Raw genomic sequence first — 14228 nt, forward strand, 5'->3', positions numbered from 1 at the left:
GGACACGGGGACAAAGTCCGACGGTGTGATGGATAAGTCCGAGCTGCTGGATGAAAATGGTGAATTTCAGTATTCAGTGGGTGATATCCTTAAACTGTATGTGGTTTCCCTAAGCGAAAGCGAAGTGATTTTGTCCAAGGCGGTTTCCGGGGCCGGGATGGCTGCCATGATTGAGGATGCCTATCGCGGGCATACCCCTGTTGAAGGCCGGGTGACCGGGGTTGTCAAAGGCGGTTTTTCCGTGGATCTCCTGGGCAAGAGGGCGTTTTGTCCGGTGAGTCAGATTGATGTCAAATATGTGGAATCCCTTGAGGATTATGAGGGCCAGGCCTACCATTTTTTGATTACCCGGTATGAGGAAAAGGGCAGGAATATTGTTGTCTCCCGCAGGGATCTGCTCAACGAACAGATCAGGGAAGAACGTACCGCATTCATGAAAGAATTGGCCGAAGGAGATACGGTCCAGGGCAAGGTGACCAAGCTGATGTCTTACGGGGCATTTGTTGAACTTGCACCCGGCGTGGAGGGTATGGTCCATATTTCAGAATTGAGCTGGTCCAGGGTGGAAAAGGCTGAAGAAGTCGTTCGGGTGGATGATATTCTGCCTGTCAAGGTATTAAAGATTGAAAAACCCCTTTCCGACTCTCCCAAAATTTCCCTGTCCGTTAAACAGACCTCGGGTAACCCCTGGGATAACATCGGCACCACCTTCAGTACCGGAGACCAGGTCAGCGGTAAAGTGGTCCGTCTAACCTCTTTCGGGGCTTTTGTGGAGATCGCCCCGGGTATTGACGGTCTGGTCCATATATCTGAAATGAGCCATGTGAAACGGGTCCTGCGTCCCGAGGACGAAGTGGGTGTCGGGCAGACCGTTCAGGTCATGATTAAGGCTATTGACATGGACAGTAAACGGATTTCACTGAGCATGAAAGATGCGTCAGGCGATCCCTGGACCGGTGTTTTGGCCAAATATCCCGTGGGCAGTGTCGTCGAGGGTATCCTGGAGAAAAAGGAAGGCTTTGGGCTGTTTATCCGCCTGGAGCCCGGCATTACAGGCCTTATGCCCACGTCAAACTTGCGGCAGTCTGCAGAGGCAGGAAAATTTGAGTCCCTGAAACCCGGAGATGCTGCCCCGGTACTGGTTCAGGATGTGGATGAGGATAACCGGCGTATGACCCTGGCTCCTCCGGATCAGAAATCTTCAGACAATTGGAAGCAGTTTGCGAAAAGTGCCAAAGGTGCCTCTTCCTTTGGGTCTATGGAAAGCATTTTACGTGCGGCCCTGGAGAAAACGAAATAGGGGACACACCCTGGTGCCTTAACATGCCAGCAATGTTTATCACCGACTTTGACGGCACCCTGCTCACGGATGACATGCGTATCCGTAGCCGGGATCTGGAGACCCTGGCCGGGTTGAGGTCTGCCGGTGTAATCACGGTCATTGCCACGGGGCGCAGCCTCTATTCCTTCAGGCGCGCCCTTAAGCATATGGATTTTCACCCGGAAGATCTGCCCCNNCCCCTTGATTATCTGATTTTTTCCACCGGTGCCGGCATCATGGCTTGGCCCGGGGATACATTGATCCGTTCCTCTTCCATCCCTGAAGAGGGGGTCTTGGAAATTTCAGCCTGTTTTGATCGTTTTGGCTTCGATTATATGATCCATAAAGCCATTCCCGACACCTCATCTTTCCTGTTTAAATTTACATCCGGCGATAATCCTGATTTTGAGCGGCGAATGGCAATGTATTCGAATTTTGCTACGCCCCTTGAAGCGGAAACCACGATTTATGAGCAGTCAACTCAGGTCTTGGCCATTGTGCCCGGCAGATTTCCCTGGGCGCATTTGGATGCGCTTCGCCGGGAACTGGCCGGATTCAGCGTGATTCCGGCGACTTCTCCTTTGGACCATAAATCTTCGTGGATAGAGGTCTTTCCTTTTGGGGTAAGCAAGCGTGCGTCATCCCAATGGCTGGCCCGGCACCTTGGTGTCGACCGGGGAATGGTGACTGCCGTGGGGAATGATTATAATGATGAAGACCTTCTGGACTGGGCCAGTCAGGGTTTTTTGCTGAATAACAGTCCGGATGCCATGAAAAATAAGTTTATATCTTTAGGCTCCAATAATGAATGTGGGGTGAGTCAGGCGGCAAAGATGGCAGGACTTTTAAGATAGTGCCTAATTGTCATCTTCTGTTATTTCAAAGTCCATATCCGGGTACAGCTTTCTGCAGCAATCCGGGCAGATTCCGTGGGAGAATGTCAGCTGGTTAAAGGCCTTTTCAATATCTTTCCACAGGCGGTCCTCTCCCCTGATTTTCTTGCAGTTGGCGCAGATGGCAATGACATGCTCGGGCATCTCCTTGGCATGTTTAAGAAAATGTTCATATTGGCGCTGTAATTCAATGCGCCGGGATATGTCCCGGGCCATGATAATGGTACCGGTGTAAGTTTGATCTTTGCCCTGGTTGATAGGGCTGCAGGCGAGTTCCACATGCACGGGGTGTTCATTTGCATGCACCAGTTGGATTTCATACCGGCTGGTTTTGCCTTTTTTCAGGATCTGGGTCTGTTTCAGGATATACAAGAAGCTGTCCCGGGTGGATATCTGCTCAAGGTTCATTGATAAAAGTCTGTCTGCTGAATAGCCCATCATTTTGCAGAATGCCGGATTGACAAAGGTAATATTTTCCTGGGCATCTACGGTAAGCACCCCTTCTGCAATTTGTTCGGTAATGGTCCTGTACTGTTTTTCGCTTTTTTTCAGCCGTTCGCTGTAGGCTTTGTTTTCAAAAGCCAGTCGTCTGTTTTCGAAGACTTTTCTTACCACATGAACAATGATGTCCAGGTCAATTATGGGTTTGGAAATATAGTCTTTGGCACCCATCTGAAGGGCCTGGATGACATCTTTTTTTTTGCCGGCGCCTGAAATGACGATCATGGGTAGATCCGGGTCAGAGGCATGGATGGTGCGCATGACCTCCAGGCCGTCCATGACCGGCATTCGCAGGTCCGTGATGACCACGTCCACTTTTTCCCGGAAAAACAGATCCAGCCCCACATGCCCGTTTTCTGCCGTAAAAATCCGGTATCCTTCATCTTCGAACAGAAAAGCCAGGCTTTCTCTGATTGAGATCTCATCGTCTATGATGAGAAGTGTTCCCTGGTGCATGTTTATAGCTCACAGATTTTCAATTAGTTGCACCATATCCCTGACGGCTGTGTCCATGCCTGTCATGACAGCCTTTGAGATGATGGCATGTCCGATACTGTATTCCGTGATCTCAGGCAATCCCTTAAACCCCTTGATTGAATGGTAGCAAATTCCGTGTCCTGCATGAACGCCTAAGTTCAGGCGGGCACCGATTTTTGCCGCATCCACAATTCTTGTATATTCCCTTTCCCGGTCATATGCGGTTGTGGCATCGCAGAATGCACCTGTATGTATTTCAATGGAATCAGCATTAATTTTATGAGCCGTTTTGATCTGATCGAGGTCGGGGTCAATGAAAATACAGACCTTGATTCCGGCATTTTTCAGGGTGATCACAACCTGGCGGATGTGCTGCATATGGGTAATTACATCAAGTCCGCCTTCGGTGGTCAGTTCCTCTCTTTTTTCAGGCACCAGGGTGACGGTATCAGGTTTGATGTCCAGGGCAATGCCCAGCATTTCACTGGTGGCGGCCATTTCAAGAATCAAACGGGTTTTTATTGTCTGGGAAATCAGCCGTACATCACGCTCCTGGATGTGGCGGCGGTCTTCCCGCAGATGTACCACAATGGCATCTGCCCCGGCGGTTTCTGCGGCCAGTGCGGCCTGAACCGGTTCAGGGTATTTGGTGCCTCTTGCCTGGCGCAGGGTTGCCACATGGTCTACATTTACTGCTAACTCAGCCATATTAATATCCTTTCATGCTCTTTAGAATGCAGTTAGATCAGGGTTTTCTTCAATACGTCTGAGCAGTGCCAGGCTCTTTTCTTCCATTTCACGGGCCTGGTTTTCACCCAATTCATGGTCAAATCCAAACAGGTGGAGAATGCCGTGTACCAATAATTGAGACATCCGTTCATCCGTGGAAATACCTGCGGCTATGGCCTCGGCCTCGGCCGTATCAAGGGAGATCACCACATCCCCGAGCAGCCCCGGGGTAATATCTGAAAATTCTCCCTCTTGCATGGGAAAGGAGAGTACATTGGTGGGTTCGTCTTTGCCCCGGTATGTCCGGTTCAGTTCCCTGACCTGGGCATCATCCGTGATCACGATGGAAAGTTCGTGATCATCACAGCCCAAGGCGTTTAAGATCTGTTCGGTCTTTTTGTACAGGGGGGCTGTTGCCAGCCTCTCCTCTTGGCGGTTGTCTATCAGTATCCTTAGATTTTCCAATTTTCTTGTCCTGGGGTTTGTCTGTGTACTCAATGCGGCTGTGATAAATGGAGGTTAAAATCGTGTTGAAGCTCTTGGCTATCTGGTGCAGGTCTTTCAGGGTCATTTCGCACTCTTCAAGCTGGCCGTCGGCAAATATGTCATTGATCAGCTCTTTTACACGGCCCTGGATTCTGGATGGGGTGGGGCGCTCAAGAGCCCGGGTCGCGGCTTCTGCCACATCTGCGAGCATGACGATGCCCGCCTCCCTTGTCTGGGGTTTGGGTCCCGGGTATCTGAAATCATCTTCATTGATGTTTTCATTGCCCGCTTTTAGACTTTTGTTATAGAAATATTTTATCAGGGATGTGCCGTGGTGCTGGATAATGCCTTCCACAATTTCATTGCCTAGTTTGTATTTTTTGGCTATTTCCACGCCTTTTTTGACATGGCCGATGAGGATCAATGCCGACATGGAGGGGGAGAGCTTGTCATGGCGGTTTCGCCCGTCAGCCTGATTTTCAATGAAATACATGGTTTTGTCCAGTTTGCCGATATCATGGTAATATGCCATGACCTTGGTCTTGAGACTGTCTGCATGGATGGCGGATGCGGCTGCTTCCGCAAGGGTCGCTACAATGACACTGTGATTGTAAGTTCCCGGGGCCTCAATCATTAATTTTTTTATCAGGGGCTGATCCAGGTTTGAAAATTCCAGCAGTTTTGCTGCCGTGGTGTAATTGAACAAAACCTCTATCAGCGGGGTGAATCCCACTGTAAGAATGGCCGCAAATACACCGCCCCCCACTGCCATTATCACCTGTTTAAGCAATATGGCCCAGGGCAACACCTGGGAGGGCATGAAAAAAACCAGGGCGATGGCAAGGCATCCATTGAACAACGCCAGTTTGAATCCGGCAACAATGAAATGGTGCCGTTCGTGTCGTTCCTTGATCCAGTAGGCTGCCGTGATACTCGAGAGAAAAAAGAACAAAAAAATCTGGAACCCGCCGCCAAAGGATATGGTGCATAAACTGCAAAGCACCAAAGAAAAATAGAGGGCAATGTCAAACCCCAGGAAAATGCAGGTGATCATGGCTGCAGCCGGCAACGGTACCACCATATATATTGCACTTGAGGCTATTTTGCCGGACATTTCCGGATTTGAGGTGTGGGCAATGTACACGGCAAGCTCGGTGAATCCGATATAAAGCAAAAGGCCCAGGGTCAGAAAGGTTATGTGTTTGTTCATGTCCCGGCCAAGCTTTGGATGATCTTTGAGGTAAAGAAAATAGACCACAAGAAGCAAAAGGCTGGTGAACATGCAGATGCCGGTAATGGTCATAATAACATTTTTATCTTCGACCTGCTCGTTCAGGGCATTGAGCTTGACCAGCTTGAGTTCATCAACCCGTTCCCCTTCCCGAACGATCATTTCGCCTGCCTTGATCTGGTAAAGGGTGGGTTTGATGCGTTCCTGGGCCTGACTGATGCGCTTTTCCGTTTCATTTTTATTCAGGGTGATATTGGGCTGCAAAAGCCGCTGGCCGATATCTACAACCAGGTTGGCCAGGCTGTAGTTGACGCCTTTCAGGATGGGCTGGCCCACAACCCTTACCATGGTCTTAGCCTGGTCTGGTCCGTAAAACACCTTGATGTCGGTAACAACACGTTCTTTGTGGGACTGAATTGTTTTAAGGGTGATGCCTTTTTCTTCTTCACCTAGAAGAATTTCTTTGTTGCTTACGATGCCATTGGTCAGAATAGTGCCGATAATGGCAGTAAGATACCCCGTAACCTCTTCGGAAAATTTTTCATTAAACAGGATCTGGAATGCACCATTGGAAATTTCTATGCCCAGTTTTTTTTCGAATTCGGGTTTGGATGCCAGGGCCATGGAAAAGGTGGTATCCGAAGATTCAGCAGATTCAGGTGAAGGAATGTCCAGAGCATTGTCCTGGGACTGGAGCATTTGCCGGCCAAAATCCATGGCCGATGCAATGCCGTCGGTTATATTTTTTAACAGGTTGTCATCAAAATCATATACGGTTCTGATTGATGCCTTGACATTATTCATTTTGGCCAGGTTGGTGGCCTTGTCTTCTATGAAGAAATCTTTGGGCGCTTTGATATCCCTGCCTGCGACATCCCCTATCTTATATGCATATGATTCAGTGGTGTGGTCAAAGGTCTGGGCAAGGGCAAACAGCGCCACCACCAGAAGCAACATCACCGGCGGGAGATACGGGGTGGAGGAGAGGGTTTGCCCGGCCCGTTTAACCCAACCCTGATTATTTATTTTTTTCATAGGCGTCTATGATGTCGGACACCAGCCGGTGCCTGACAACATCTTCCTTTGAGAATTCTATAAATGAGATCCCCTCTATCCGGGCAAGCAGCTTTCTGGCTTCCACCAGTCCTGATTTTTTTCCTCCGGGCAGGTCTGTCTGGGTAATATCACCCGTAATAATGGCCTTTGACCCGTATCCGATCCGGGTCAAAAACATTTTCATCTGCTGGGAGGTCGTATTCTGGGCCTCATCCAGGATGATAAATGCATTGTTCAGGGTTCTGCCTCTCATAAATGCAATGGGTGCGATCTCAATAATTTCCTGCTCAATATAGGCTCTGGCTTTTTCAAAATCAAGCATATCATAAAGGGCGTCATACAGAGGCCGCAAATATGGATTTATTTTTTCGGCCAGGTCACCCGGAAGGAAACCCAACGTCTCACCTGCTTCCACCGCGGGACGGGTGAGAACGATTTTTTTTACATCACCCTTTGTAAGCGCTGCAATGGCCATGGCCATGGCAAGGTAAGTTTTGCCGGTACCGGCCGGACCAATGCCGAAAAGGATATCATTGGATTTTATGGCCTCGGTGTATTTGAGCTGGGTGGACGTTCGGGGGGTAATGGGCTTGTTTTGCGGTGTTACGACTATTGTAGTGGTAAAAATTTTTTTCAAGGAAGTGGCACCACCCTGTTGAGCCGCATTGATGGCTGCATCTATAACGGCGGGTGTCAGCCGTATCTTTTCTTCCAGGAGTTCATAAAGCTGGTTGATCAGGTCAATTGTCTTGTCAGTCTTCTTTTCTGAACCATTGACTGAAATAGCCCCCCCCCTTGAGTTTATTTCAACATCAAAGGCGCGGGCGATCTTTTCCAGGTTGGCGTTGTGTGTCCCAAAGAGTTTCTGGGCAAGGGGGATATTTTGAAATTCAAGATTTTTCATGCGCTATAGGGTGCATTTTATTGGTTTAAAGGTCAATAAAAATCTTGACTGGCAGCAGACCCTGCTGTTATCTGTTTACTTTGGTGTTTGAGCGATTGAACGAGAAATCACTCGTCTGGGGCGTTAGAAAAATTAATTAAGGGAAGGTATGAATTTTTTTGACCTTTGCGTATTGATCATTGTGGGGGTTTTCCTGGTTCGGGGAGGCTTTAAAGGTCTGGTCCGGGAAATTTCCGGTATCGTGGGTCTTGTTGCCGGTTTTTACGGGGCCAATACCTATTATCCTCAGTTGATTCCCTATATTGATTCATGGATTTCATCACCGCAGATTCAAAAGCTTGTCTGTTTTTTTCTATTATTCTGTCTGATTCTCATTGCTGTGGGGATTGTGGCCGTCCTGATCCACAAATTGCTGAACATTGTATTTTTAGGCTGGGCGAACAGAACATTCGGTGTCATCTTCGGGGCTGCCAAAGGCATACTCATTACCGCCATCATTTTTATACTGATTACAAGCTTTGTGCCTAACGGTCATGCTCATATGGCAGCTTCCCGGACTGCACCCTACCTTGCCCAGGTTGCGGATGCCCTGACCCTGTTTATTTCCCGGAACATCAAAACGGATTTCAGCAAAGAGCTGGAAAGGTTGAAAAAAACGTGGAAACAATAATTCCCTTGCTTGAGATTATCCGAAGGCTTCGGGGAGAGAACGGATGTGCGTGGGACAGGAAACAGACCCCGTCTACCATGTGGAAGTGCCTGGCCGAAGAGTTATATGAACTGGAGGATGCCATTGTCAAAGATGATGAGGTTAATATTGTAGAAGAGCTTGGAGACGTTCTTTTCCAGATCCTCTTTATTATGGAAATTTATGCCGATGCCGGCAGATTTTCCTTTGACCGGGTGGTTAATGCCGTGGCTGAGAAAATGATTCGTCGTCATCCCCATGTCTACGGTGACAGTCGTATTACATCCGAAGATGGCTTGAATAAACAATGGGAGACTATTAAGGCTGGGGAGAAGGTCGGTTCCGGTGTATCTGAAAGACCCTCTGCCCTTGACAATGTGCCTTCTGGAATGCCGGGATTGTTGCGGGCTTTAAAAGTTTCAAAATCTGCGGTTAAAGCCGGATTTGAGTGGGAAAATCTGGGTCAGGTCCTGGATACGGCAGTTTCGGAAATACATGAGTTTGAGGCTGCGCTCTCCATGGACCAGGATGATGCCATGCTTGAATTTGGTGATATCCTTTTTTCTCTTGTCAACGTGGCAAGATTTGCCGGTTTTCATCCGGAAACAGCCCTTTGTCGCTCCACTTCCAAATTTGAGCAGCGATTCAGAATTATGGAAACAGCCCTTGAAAAACAAGGCCTTAATTTAAAAGAAATCTCCTCTGAAGAGAAGGAGAAACACTGGCAAGCAGCCAAAGAGATATATGATCAGAAAAAAGCCTGATAGCCACATACGGCGAGCTGTCAGGCCATTCTTGTTTCAAGTTTCTTGTTTCTTGATTACAGGTAATCACCCCTCTGGAATTTCAGATATTCGGTTTTTGCAGTGATCGCCGTGCTGGTGGCAATATCTATGAGTTCCTGATCATCTTCGCCAAGAGACAGTGTCTCTTCCAATAAAGATGCGGCATCTGTATTAAGTCCTTCAAGTATGGGCTCAATGTCCTTTAAGAAGACACTGGTGTCATGAAGCTGTGATGCATAGCTTTCTAAACTGGTCAGCAGTTTGTCGGTTTTATCCGTAACAATGTCGGATACGGTTTGAATATCAAACTCCAGCGCAGGGATTTCAGATAATTCACCGGTCTGCGTTCCTTCTTCCAACTCCTGTGTTTTCTCCAATGCGGAATTGAGCAAAGATTCAAATCCCTGTGTCTTGCTGCTCTGGGATACCTGGGTTGACTGAGTGCCAGGTATTGGAGTGATACCTTGGATGTTGTTAATACTGGTCATATAGTCCTCCTTTTTTTTAAGGAAGAATTAAGCAACAAACGTGCCGATTGTTTGTGGTTTTTTGACGCTTGGAAAGTGTTTTGATTTTTTTAAAAATAAGGCAGTTATCTTGTGATGGAATAAATCCTTCTGCCTGAAGCCCTGAATGCTTCAGGCAGAAGGGAAAAAAATGCCGCCTGCTCAACCCACTTCGTTCATAATGGAGCCGATCATTTTTTCCGCTACCTGCTCGGCATTCACTGTGTACTGATTGGACTGAACCTGCAGTTTGAGGTCTTCAACCATCTGGGCTCTCTCCTTGGGTTCTTCAGCAGATGCGGCGGAAATTTTCTGAAGGTCCCTGGTGGTGGCGGACAAATTAATTGTGTCTGATAGGGTCTCTTCAGACTGTTTGCCCTGATCCGCCGGAGTATTAGCGCTCGCGGTGGTGTTGGTCTTGGCATTATTTGCAGCGTAACTTTGATTGATATACTGCTGTGTGGAATTAATTTTCATTTTAAACACCCTCCTGGGATTCCATGTTGGAATCAGCCACCTGGCGCGCCAGTTCCGTCATCCGTTCAACAACAAACCTGGAATCCTCCACGGATAAGGTCTGGACAACCTTGTGATTATTTGCATCAACCGAGGTATAAGTGAATTGATTTCTCCCTTTACTGAAATCAATCTTTTTCCCCAGCTCTTGCTCAATTTGATCAGTGATCTGGGTCTCATCCTTTTCATTGGGGCCTTCGGTGATAATCTTGTCAACAATGTTGCTTGCAACTTTATCTATAATGGCCTGACGTTTGCCTTCCGATGAGAGGCTGACACTGTCTGCAGAAACCTTGTTGGCATCGCTGAATTTATTTTTCCCCAGCAGTTTGCCTTGGCTGAATTGCCTTGAATACACTTTCAAGACATTTTGTATTTGGTATGAAGGTATCTGCATTTTTAATTTTCTCCTTAAACCCAATATCGGCTTGGTAAAATTAAAACTTTAGAAAAATGTTTAATCATCAAAATCCCCTTCAGGGCTTTTATTTACTGCGATTTTGGATGCCTTTTCAATAATTCTTTCCCGGGTCCATTCATTTTTTTGTTCAATTTTTTCCGCTTTGAAGCCGGGCGTGTGTGACTGGGTTTCAAAAATTTGTTTTTTTACCAGGTCCGCTGTATCTGTCGCGTTGAACACGTCGGTGAGCAGCGTAAATACAAAATCTTCAACGCCTTTGATCATCCGCTCCCGAATTGGTGCATCCTGGGCAGTCAGAATATTTTCAAAAGGAAGGTTCAGGTTTTTAAAATTCCCCTTTTGCCAGTTATTGGCTGCGGCAAACGCGCACATCTTTTCCCAGGTGGCCCGGGAGACCCCTTTGCCGGCCTCCTTGATGAATCTGCCCGATTCATCCATGATGGCATTGCCGAAATCATTAACCTTCACCCCCCAGGATATCATCTGAAGAGCCGTGGCAACATTGGCCTTTGTGGTTTTTGTTTTTTTTGCAATCTGGCGCAACCGATCGGAATTGTTCCCTGATGTGCCGTGCTGGGCTCCGGAGATCCCGTAGGGGGCAAGGGCTTCATGAATTTGCACAGTCAATGCGACATTGATGCCTGTATCGCTTTGCTCAATGCCGTGGGTGGTGCCGTTGTTCAGGGCGATCCAGTCAGGAAAAATGCCGTTGGCATTGAGCCCCTGAATAAGAAACAGCGCTTCTTCAGGGGTTGAGAGACCAAGTTTTCCTTTTATTTCACCAACTTCAGTTTCGAGGCCGGCCCATCCAGGCACAAAAGGATTTAATTCGAGATTGGCCAAAAGATTCTGGTCGTCGGACATGTGGGATGCGTCAATGGCAATAGAGGTAATGCCGGCATCAAATAAAGACCGGATTTCGGTTTTTGCCGGTTCAATATCTTCGGGTTTTTTTATTCCGAAATGGTCTGCATGTATGGCCACGGGTATGGTTATCCCCATTTCATTCATATACGCATCTGTCTGTCTCGCAATATTCCAAAGGCTTGTGGAACAATAGGCCCCGGTGCCTCCCTCGGAACGTGCAATTTCGATGATAACGGCAGCATTGGCACGCTGGGCTGCGGCAAGGGTTCCTTTGATGACAAAGGCGTTCCTGCCGTTGGCCGCGATGGTCATGCAGCCGCCTTTGGCGAGCATGGCACGGTCAATATATTTCCCGCTGACAATTAATGCTTTTGAATTGGGAAAGCATTTTTTCACATTGGGGGGTCTGCCGTAGTCAAGCAGTTTGCGGTATTCTTCGGATTGTGAATGGGTCATGATGGAATCCTCCCGTATGCTAAGTAGTATCTTGTATATTAAGAATGGTTAGGAATCATAAATTTTTTTTTACATTAAAATAACCTAAAATCAAGCTCAATAAAAGAAATGAACCTAATTTTAAATGAAAGCCTGTATAACCTACACAGAACCTACAATTTTTATTATAGGTTGAGCCGCGGTGAAAAACCTATATCAGCCCATGCCTGTTATTTGAAAAATTCATATAAGCTGCCACCGTATGGGGAATTCTTAGATGAATGAATGTTCATGTTTTTTTGATGGTGGGGATTAAAAACAGATTGATTTGGGCCCGATAAAAATTTTATGGTTTAATTATTTATAACTATCTATATATATTAATATAATATCTTGTGTTTGAATTTTGTTGCAAGGCTTGACATTTGCATGGATCTATTGTTAGCTTGCATGGATCAAATTTTAGGTGGATGATTCGTTATTCATTTAGGTAAGAGAAGGATTGCTCATTTGCAGAAACGTAAGTCCGATAAATATCATAATATTTTAAACAGTGCCGGAGCAGTGTTTGCAGAGCATGGTTTTTACAAAGCCACTATTTCACAGATTGCTGCCAGGGCAGGGGTGGCGGACGGCACGTTATACCTTTATTTCAAGAACAAAGACGATATCCTTTATCAGTACCTGAGCTTTAAAACAGATGTGGTGTTTGAAAAAATGAATGCTGCCGTGGCCAAAGGCACAGATGCGGAAAGCAAACTGAGAAATCTGATTCGCTGTCATCTTGAGGAGTTTCAAAGAGACAAAAACATGGCAATTATTTTCCAATCAGAGGTGAGATATCTTCGGGATATTGAGTCCCAGGTCAAGGATATCTCAAAGATGTACTTTGATCTTTTGTCCGATATTATAGAGCAGGGTCAGGTCGAGGGCACCATGCGTCAGGATCTCTTTGTGGGGCTTGTGAAACGATTTATCCTCGGGGCGGTGGAAGGTGTGATTTCCACATGGGTAAGCGCCGATGGCCGTTACGATCTTACGACCATGGCAGAACCCTTGGTGGACCTTTATATGACCGGCGTTCGAGGGGGGTAAAACCGGTCCCTATCAGAGATGATCTGACATTGTTTTTTCCTTTCCTGAATTTAAACAAAATTTTCAGCCCGGATATTTCCGGGGAGGGATCGTTGCGTTGACGTGAAATTTATGCTTTTTCCTTGACGCCAAACTTGATGTTTACTAAAGCACAATGAGCCTGAATTCATTACTCAAATATAAATGGAGGTAAGTTACGTATGTCTATGATTATTGCTCCGGCACACTATCTGTTGTTCGGCTTTTTTCCAACAGTGATTTTTTCGTTTTTTTTGCCGGTCATTGGTGTAGGTCTGTTTACCTACATCATCGCGCGAAGAATTGCGCCTCTGGTCCGGGCCAATCCGGACTATCGGTTTAACAATATTCCGGAACGGATTAAAAATCTGATTGTGGTCTGGTTAGGTCAGATCCGCCAGCCCAGATACATGCAGGCAGGTGTGCTGCACATCATTATATTTGCCGGTTTCTTAATTCTTTCCATCCGCTCCATCAGCCTTGTTATTATCGGCCTGTATGACGGCTTTGTGTTTCCCGGCTTGGGCGGTTTCCTGGGTGTCGTTTATAATTTCATTAAAGATTATGCAGCCACCGCCGTTCTTGTGGCCTGTATCATCGCGGCTTACCGCCGGGGCATAAAAAAGCCTGCCCGCTATGCCGTGCCTGAAAAATATGGTCACGACCATACTGCAGAAGCGGTGTTTGTTTTGGGCATCATCGCCACCCTGATGATTTCAGAAAGTATGTTTGAAGCGTCAGCTGTCGCTTACAACTATAAGTCCCTTGGTGAATCCCACTTCCTGGCACCTTTTTCCCTGGCCTGGGTTTTTTCAAAAACATTTCGGATGGCATCTTTGGAATTTCTCCAGGGCCTGCACATTTTTATGTATTATGTGCATGATTTTACCTTTTTCTTTTTTCTGTGCTTTTTGCCCATGGGCAAACATTTCCACGTCATCACCTCGATTTTCAACGTTTTTTTCATGCGGGTGAAAAAAGGCAATATCAAACCGGTTAAGTACGGTATTTCCGATGAGGAACTGGATGATCTGGCGTCCTTTGGCGTTAAAAAACTTGAGGATTTCACCTGGAAGCAGATGCTTGATTTTTACTCCTGTGCAGACTGCGGCCGCTGTTCCGATCAGTGTCCTGCCAATGCAGCCGGCCGTCCCTTGTCTCCGCGGTTTATCACCATCAAGGCCCGGGATCTTATTTTTAAGAACTATCCCATCAAGTCCGGTGTGATCTATAAATCCGACAAACTGCTGGTGGAGGAGATTTATACGGAGGATGAGATCTGGTCCTGTACCACCTGCG

At 46.9% G+C, this 14228-nt stretch carries 14 protein-coding genes and 1 pseudogene; 6 read left to right on the plus strand and 9 right to left on the minus strand.

What is annotated here, in order from left to right:
* Positions 1 to 1300 (plus strand): S1 RNA-binding domain-containing protein (locus B3D59_RS08615; protein WP_286819002.1); only part of this gene is annotated, 1300 nt, incomplete at its 5' end.
* A 23-nt stretch (positions 1301 to 1323) separates the two neighbouring features.
* Positions 1324 to 2175: an HAD family hydrolase gene (locus B3D59_RS08620; protein ID WP_286819003.1), complete on the plus strand. Its 852-nt coding sequence runs from the start codon at positions 1324 to 1326 to the stop codon at positions 2173 to 2175.
* Positions 2176 to 2178: 3 nt separating this feature from the next.
* Here B3D59_RS08620 and B3D59_RS08625 read toward each other — a convergent pair whose 3' ends face one another.
* The 5 genes from B3D59_RS08625 to B3D59_RS08645 are packed head-to-tail and all read right to left on the minus strand — an operon-like array spanning position 2179 to position 7598.
* A complete protein-coding gene (locus tag B3D59_RS08625) occupies positions 2179 to 3171 on the minus strand; it encodes a response regulator (RefSeq protein ID WP_286819005.1) in 993 nt (330 codons plus the stop codon).
* Positions 3172 to 3180: 9 nt separating this feature from the next.
* Positions 3181 to 3900 (minus strand): pyridoxine 5'-phosphate synthase, encoded by a 720-nt coding sequence (locus tag B3D59_RS08630; RefSeq protein WP_286819006.1) that lies wholly within the window; start codon positions 3898 to 3900, stop codon positions 3181 to 3183.
* Between the two features lie 21 nt (positions 3901 to 3921).
* The gene (ybeY, locus tag B3D59_RS08635; protein ID WP_277004719.1) at positions 3922 to 4386 is read right to left on the minus strand and encodes an rRNA maturation RNase YbeY; all 465 of its coding nucleotides are present in this window, start codon (positions 4384 to 4386) and stop codon (positions 3922 to 3924) included.
* Positions 4283 to 6673, minus strand: a complete 2391-nt coding sequence (locus B3D59_RS08640; protein ID WP_286819009.1) for an HD family phosphohydrolase — start codon at positions 6671 to 6673, stop codon at positions 4283 to 4285. Before B3D59_RS08640 ends, ybeY begins: the two co-directional genes overlap by 104 nt.
* A complete protein-coding gene (locus tag B3D59_RS08645) occupies positions 6657 to 7598 on the minus strand; it encodes a PhoH family protein (protein ID WP_286819010.1) in 942 nt (313 codons plus the stop codon). The genes B3D59_RS08640 and B3D59_RS08645 overlap by 17 nt, the downstream gene beginning before the upstream one ends.
* A gap of 148 nt (positions 7599 to 7746) precedes the next feature.
* Between B3D59_RS08645 and B3D59_RS08650 the strand changes: the two genes are divergently transcribed.
* Positions 7747 to 8268, plus strand: a complete 522-nt coding sequence (locus B3D59_RS08650; protein WP_277004725.1) for a CvpA family protein — start codon at positions 7747 to 7749, stop codon at positions 8266 to 8268.
* Positions 8256 to 9050 (plus strand): nucleoside triphosphate pyrophosphohydrolase, encoded by a 795-nt coding sequence (gene mazG / locus B3D59_RS08655; RefSeq protein ID WP_286819013.1) that lies wholly within the window; start codon positions 8256 to 8258, stop codon positions 9048 to 9050. Before B3D59_RS08650 ends, mazG begins: the two co-directional genes overlap by 13 nt.
* A gap of 56 nt (positions 9051 to 9106) precedes the next feature.
* On the opposite strand, the gene B3D59_RS08660 is transcribed toward mazG, so the two are convergent.
* The 4 genes from B3D59_RS08660 to B3D59_RS08675 all read right to left on the minus strand — a co-directional run bounded on the left by B3D59_RS08660 (position 9107) and on the right by B3D59_RS08675 (position 11837).
* Entirely contained in the window at positions 9107 to 9559 is a 453-nt protein-coding gene (locus B3D59_RS08660; protein ID WP_286819015.1) for a hypothetical protein, read from the minus strand.
* A 180-nt stretch (positions 9560 to 9739) separates the two neighbouring features.
* Complete coding sequence (gene flgM, locus B3D59_RS08665; protein ID WP_286819022.1) at positions 9740 to 10054, minus strand: flagellar biosynthesis anti-sigma factor FlgM; 315 nt, start codon at positions 10052 to 10054, stop codon at positions 9740 to 9742.
* Position 10055: 1 nt separating this feature from the next.
* The gene (locus tag B3D59_RS08670) at positions 10056 to 10490 is read right to left on the minus strand and encodes a DVU0524 family FlgM-associated protein (protein WP_286819024.1); all 435 of its coding nucleotides are present in this window, start codon (positions 10488 to 10490) and stop codon (positions 10056 to 10058) included.
* 60 nt (positions 10491 to 10550) lie between these two features.
* Positions 10551 to 11837, minus strand: a complete 1287-nt coding sequence (locus B3D59_RS08675; RefSeq protein ID WP_286819026.1) for a class II fructose-bisphosphate aldolase — start codon at positions 11835 to 11837, stop codon at positions 10551 to 10553.
* Positions 11838 to 12326: 489 nt separating this feature from the next.
* Between B3D59_RS08675 and B3D59_RS08680 the strand changes: the two genes are divergently transcribed.
* Both B3D59_RS08680 and B3D59_RS08685 read left to right on the plus strand, forming a co-directional pair.
* Positions 12327 to 12911 carry a TetR/AcrR family transcriptional regulator gene (locus B3D59_RS08680; RefSeq protein WP_286819029.1) on the plus strand — a complete coding sequence of 195 codons (585 nt, stop codon included), beginning with the start codon at positions 12327 to 12329 and terminating at the stop codon, positions 12909 to 12911.
* A gap of 200 nt (positions 12912 to 13111) precedes the next feature.
* A pseudogene (locus B3D59_RS08685) lies at positions 13112 to 14228 on the plus strand (electron transfer flavoprotein); the annotation flags it as partial.

This window comes from Desulfobacter sp. UBA2225, assembly GCF_002348205.1.
In the GTDB taxonomy this organism is placed as follows: domain Bacteria; phylum Desulfobacterota; class Desulfobacteria; order Desulfobacterales; family Desulfobacteraceae; genus Desulfobacter; species Desulfobacter postgatei.

What these genes read in the sequence shown, in the direction of transcription:
- B3D59_RS08625 (WP_286819005.1), bottom strand. Translation starts at nt 3,171, where the DNA reads ATGCACCAGGGAACACTTCTCATCATAGACGATGAGATCTCAATCAGA.
- B3D59_RS08675 (WP_286819026.1), bottom strand. Translation starts at nt 11,837, where the DNA reads ATGACCCATTCACAATCCGAAGAATACCGCAAACTGCTTGACTACGGC.
- B3D59_RS08640 (WP_286819009.1), bottom strand. Translation starts at nt 6,673, where the DNA reads ATGAAAAAAATAAATAATCAGGGTTGGGTTAAACGGGCCGGGCAAACC.
- B3D59_RS08670 (WP_286819024.1), bottom strand. Translation starts at nt 10,490, where the DNA reads ATGCAGATACCTTCATACCAAATACAAAATGTCTTGAAAGTGTATTCA.
- flgM (WP_286819022.1), bottom strand. Translation starts at nt 10,054, where the DNA reads ATGAAAATTAATTCCACACAGCAGTATATCAATCAAAGTTACGCTGCA.
- B3D59_RS08650 (WP_277004725.1), top strand. Translation starts at nt 7,747, where the DNA reads ATGAATTTTTTTGACCTTTGCGTATTGATCATTGTGGGGGTTTTCCTG.
- B3D59_RS08660 (WP_286819015.1), bottom strand. Translation starts at nt 9,559, where the DNA reads ATGACCAGTATTAACAACATCCAAGGTATCACTCCAATACCTGGCACT.
- B3D59_RS08630 (WP_286819006.1), bottom strand. Translation starts at nt 3,900, where the DNA reads ATGGCTGAGTTAGCAGTAAATGTAGACCATGTGGCAACCCTGCGCCAG.
- B3D59_RS08645 (WP_286819010.1), bottom strand. Translation starts at nt 7,598, where the DNA reads ATGAAAAATCTTGAATTTCAAAATATCCCCCTTGCCCAGAAACTCTTT.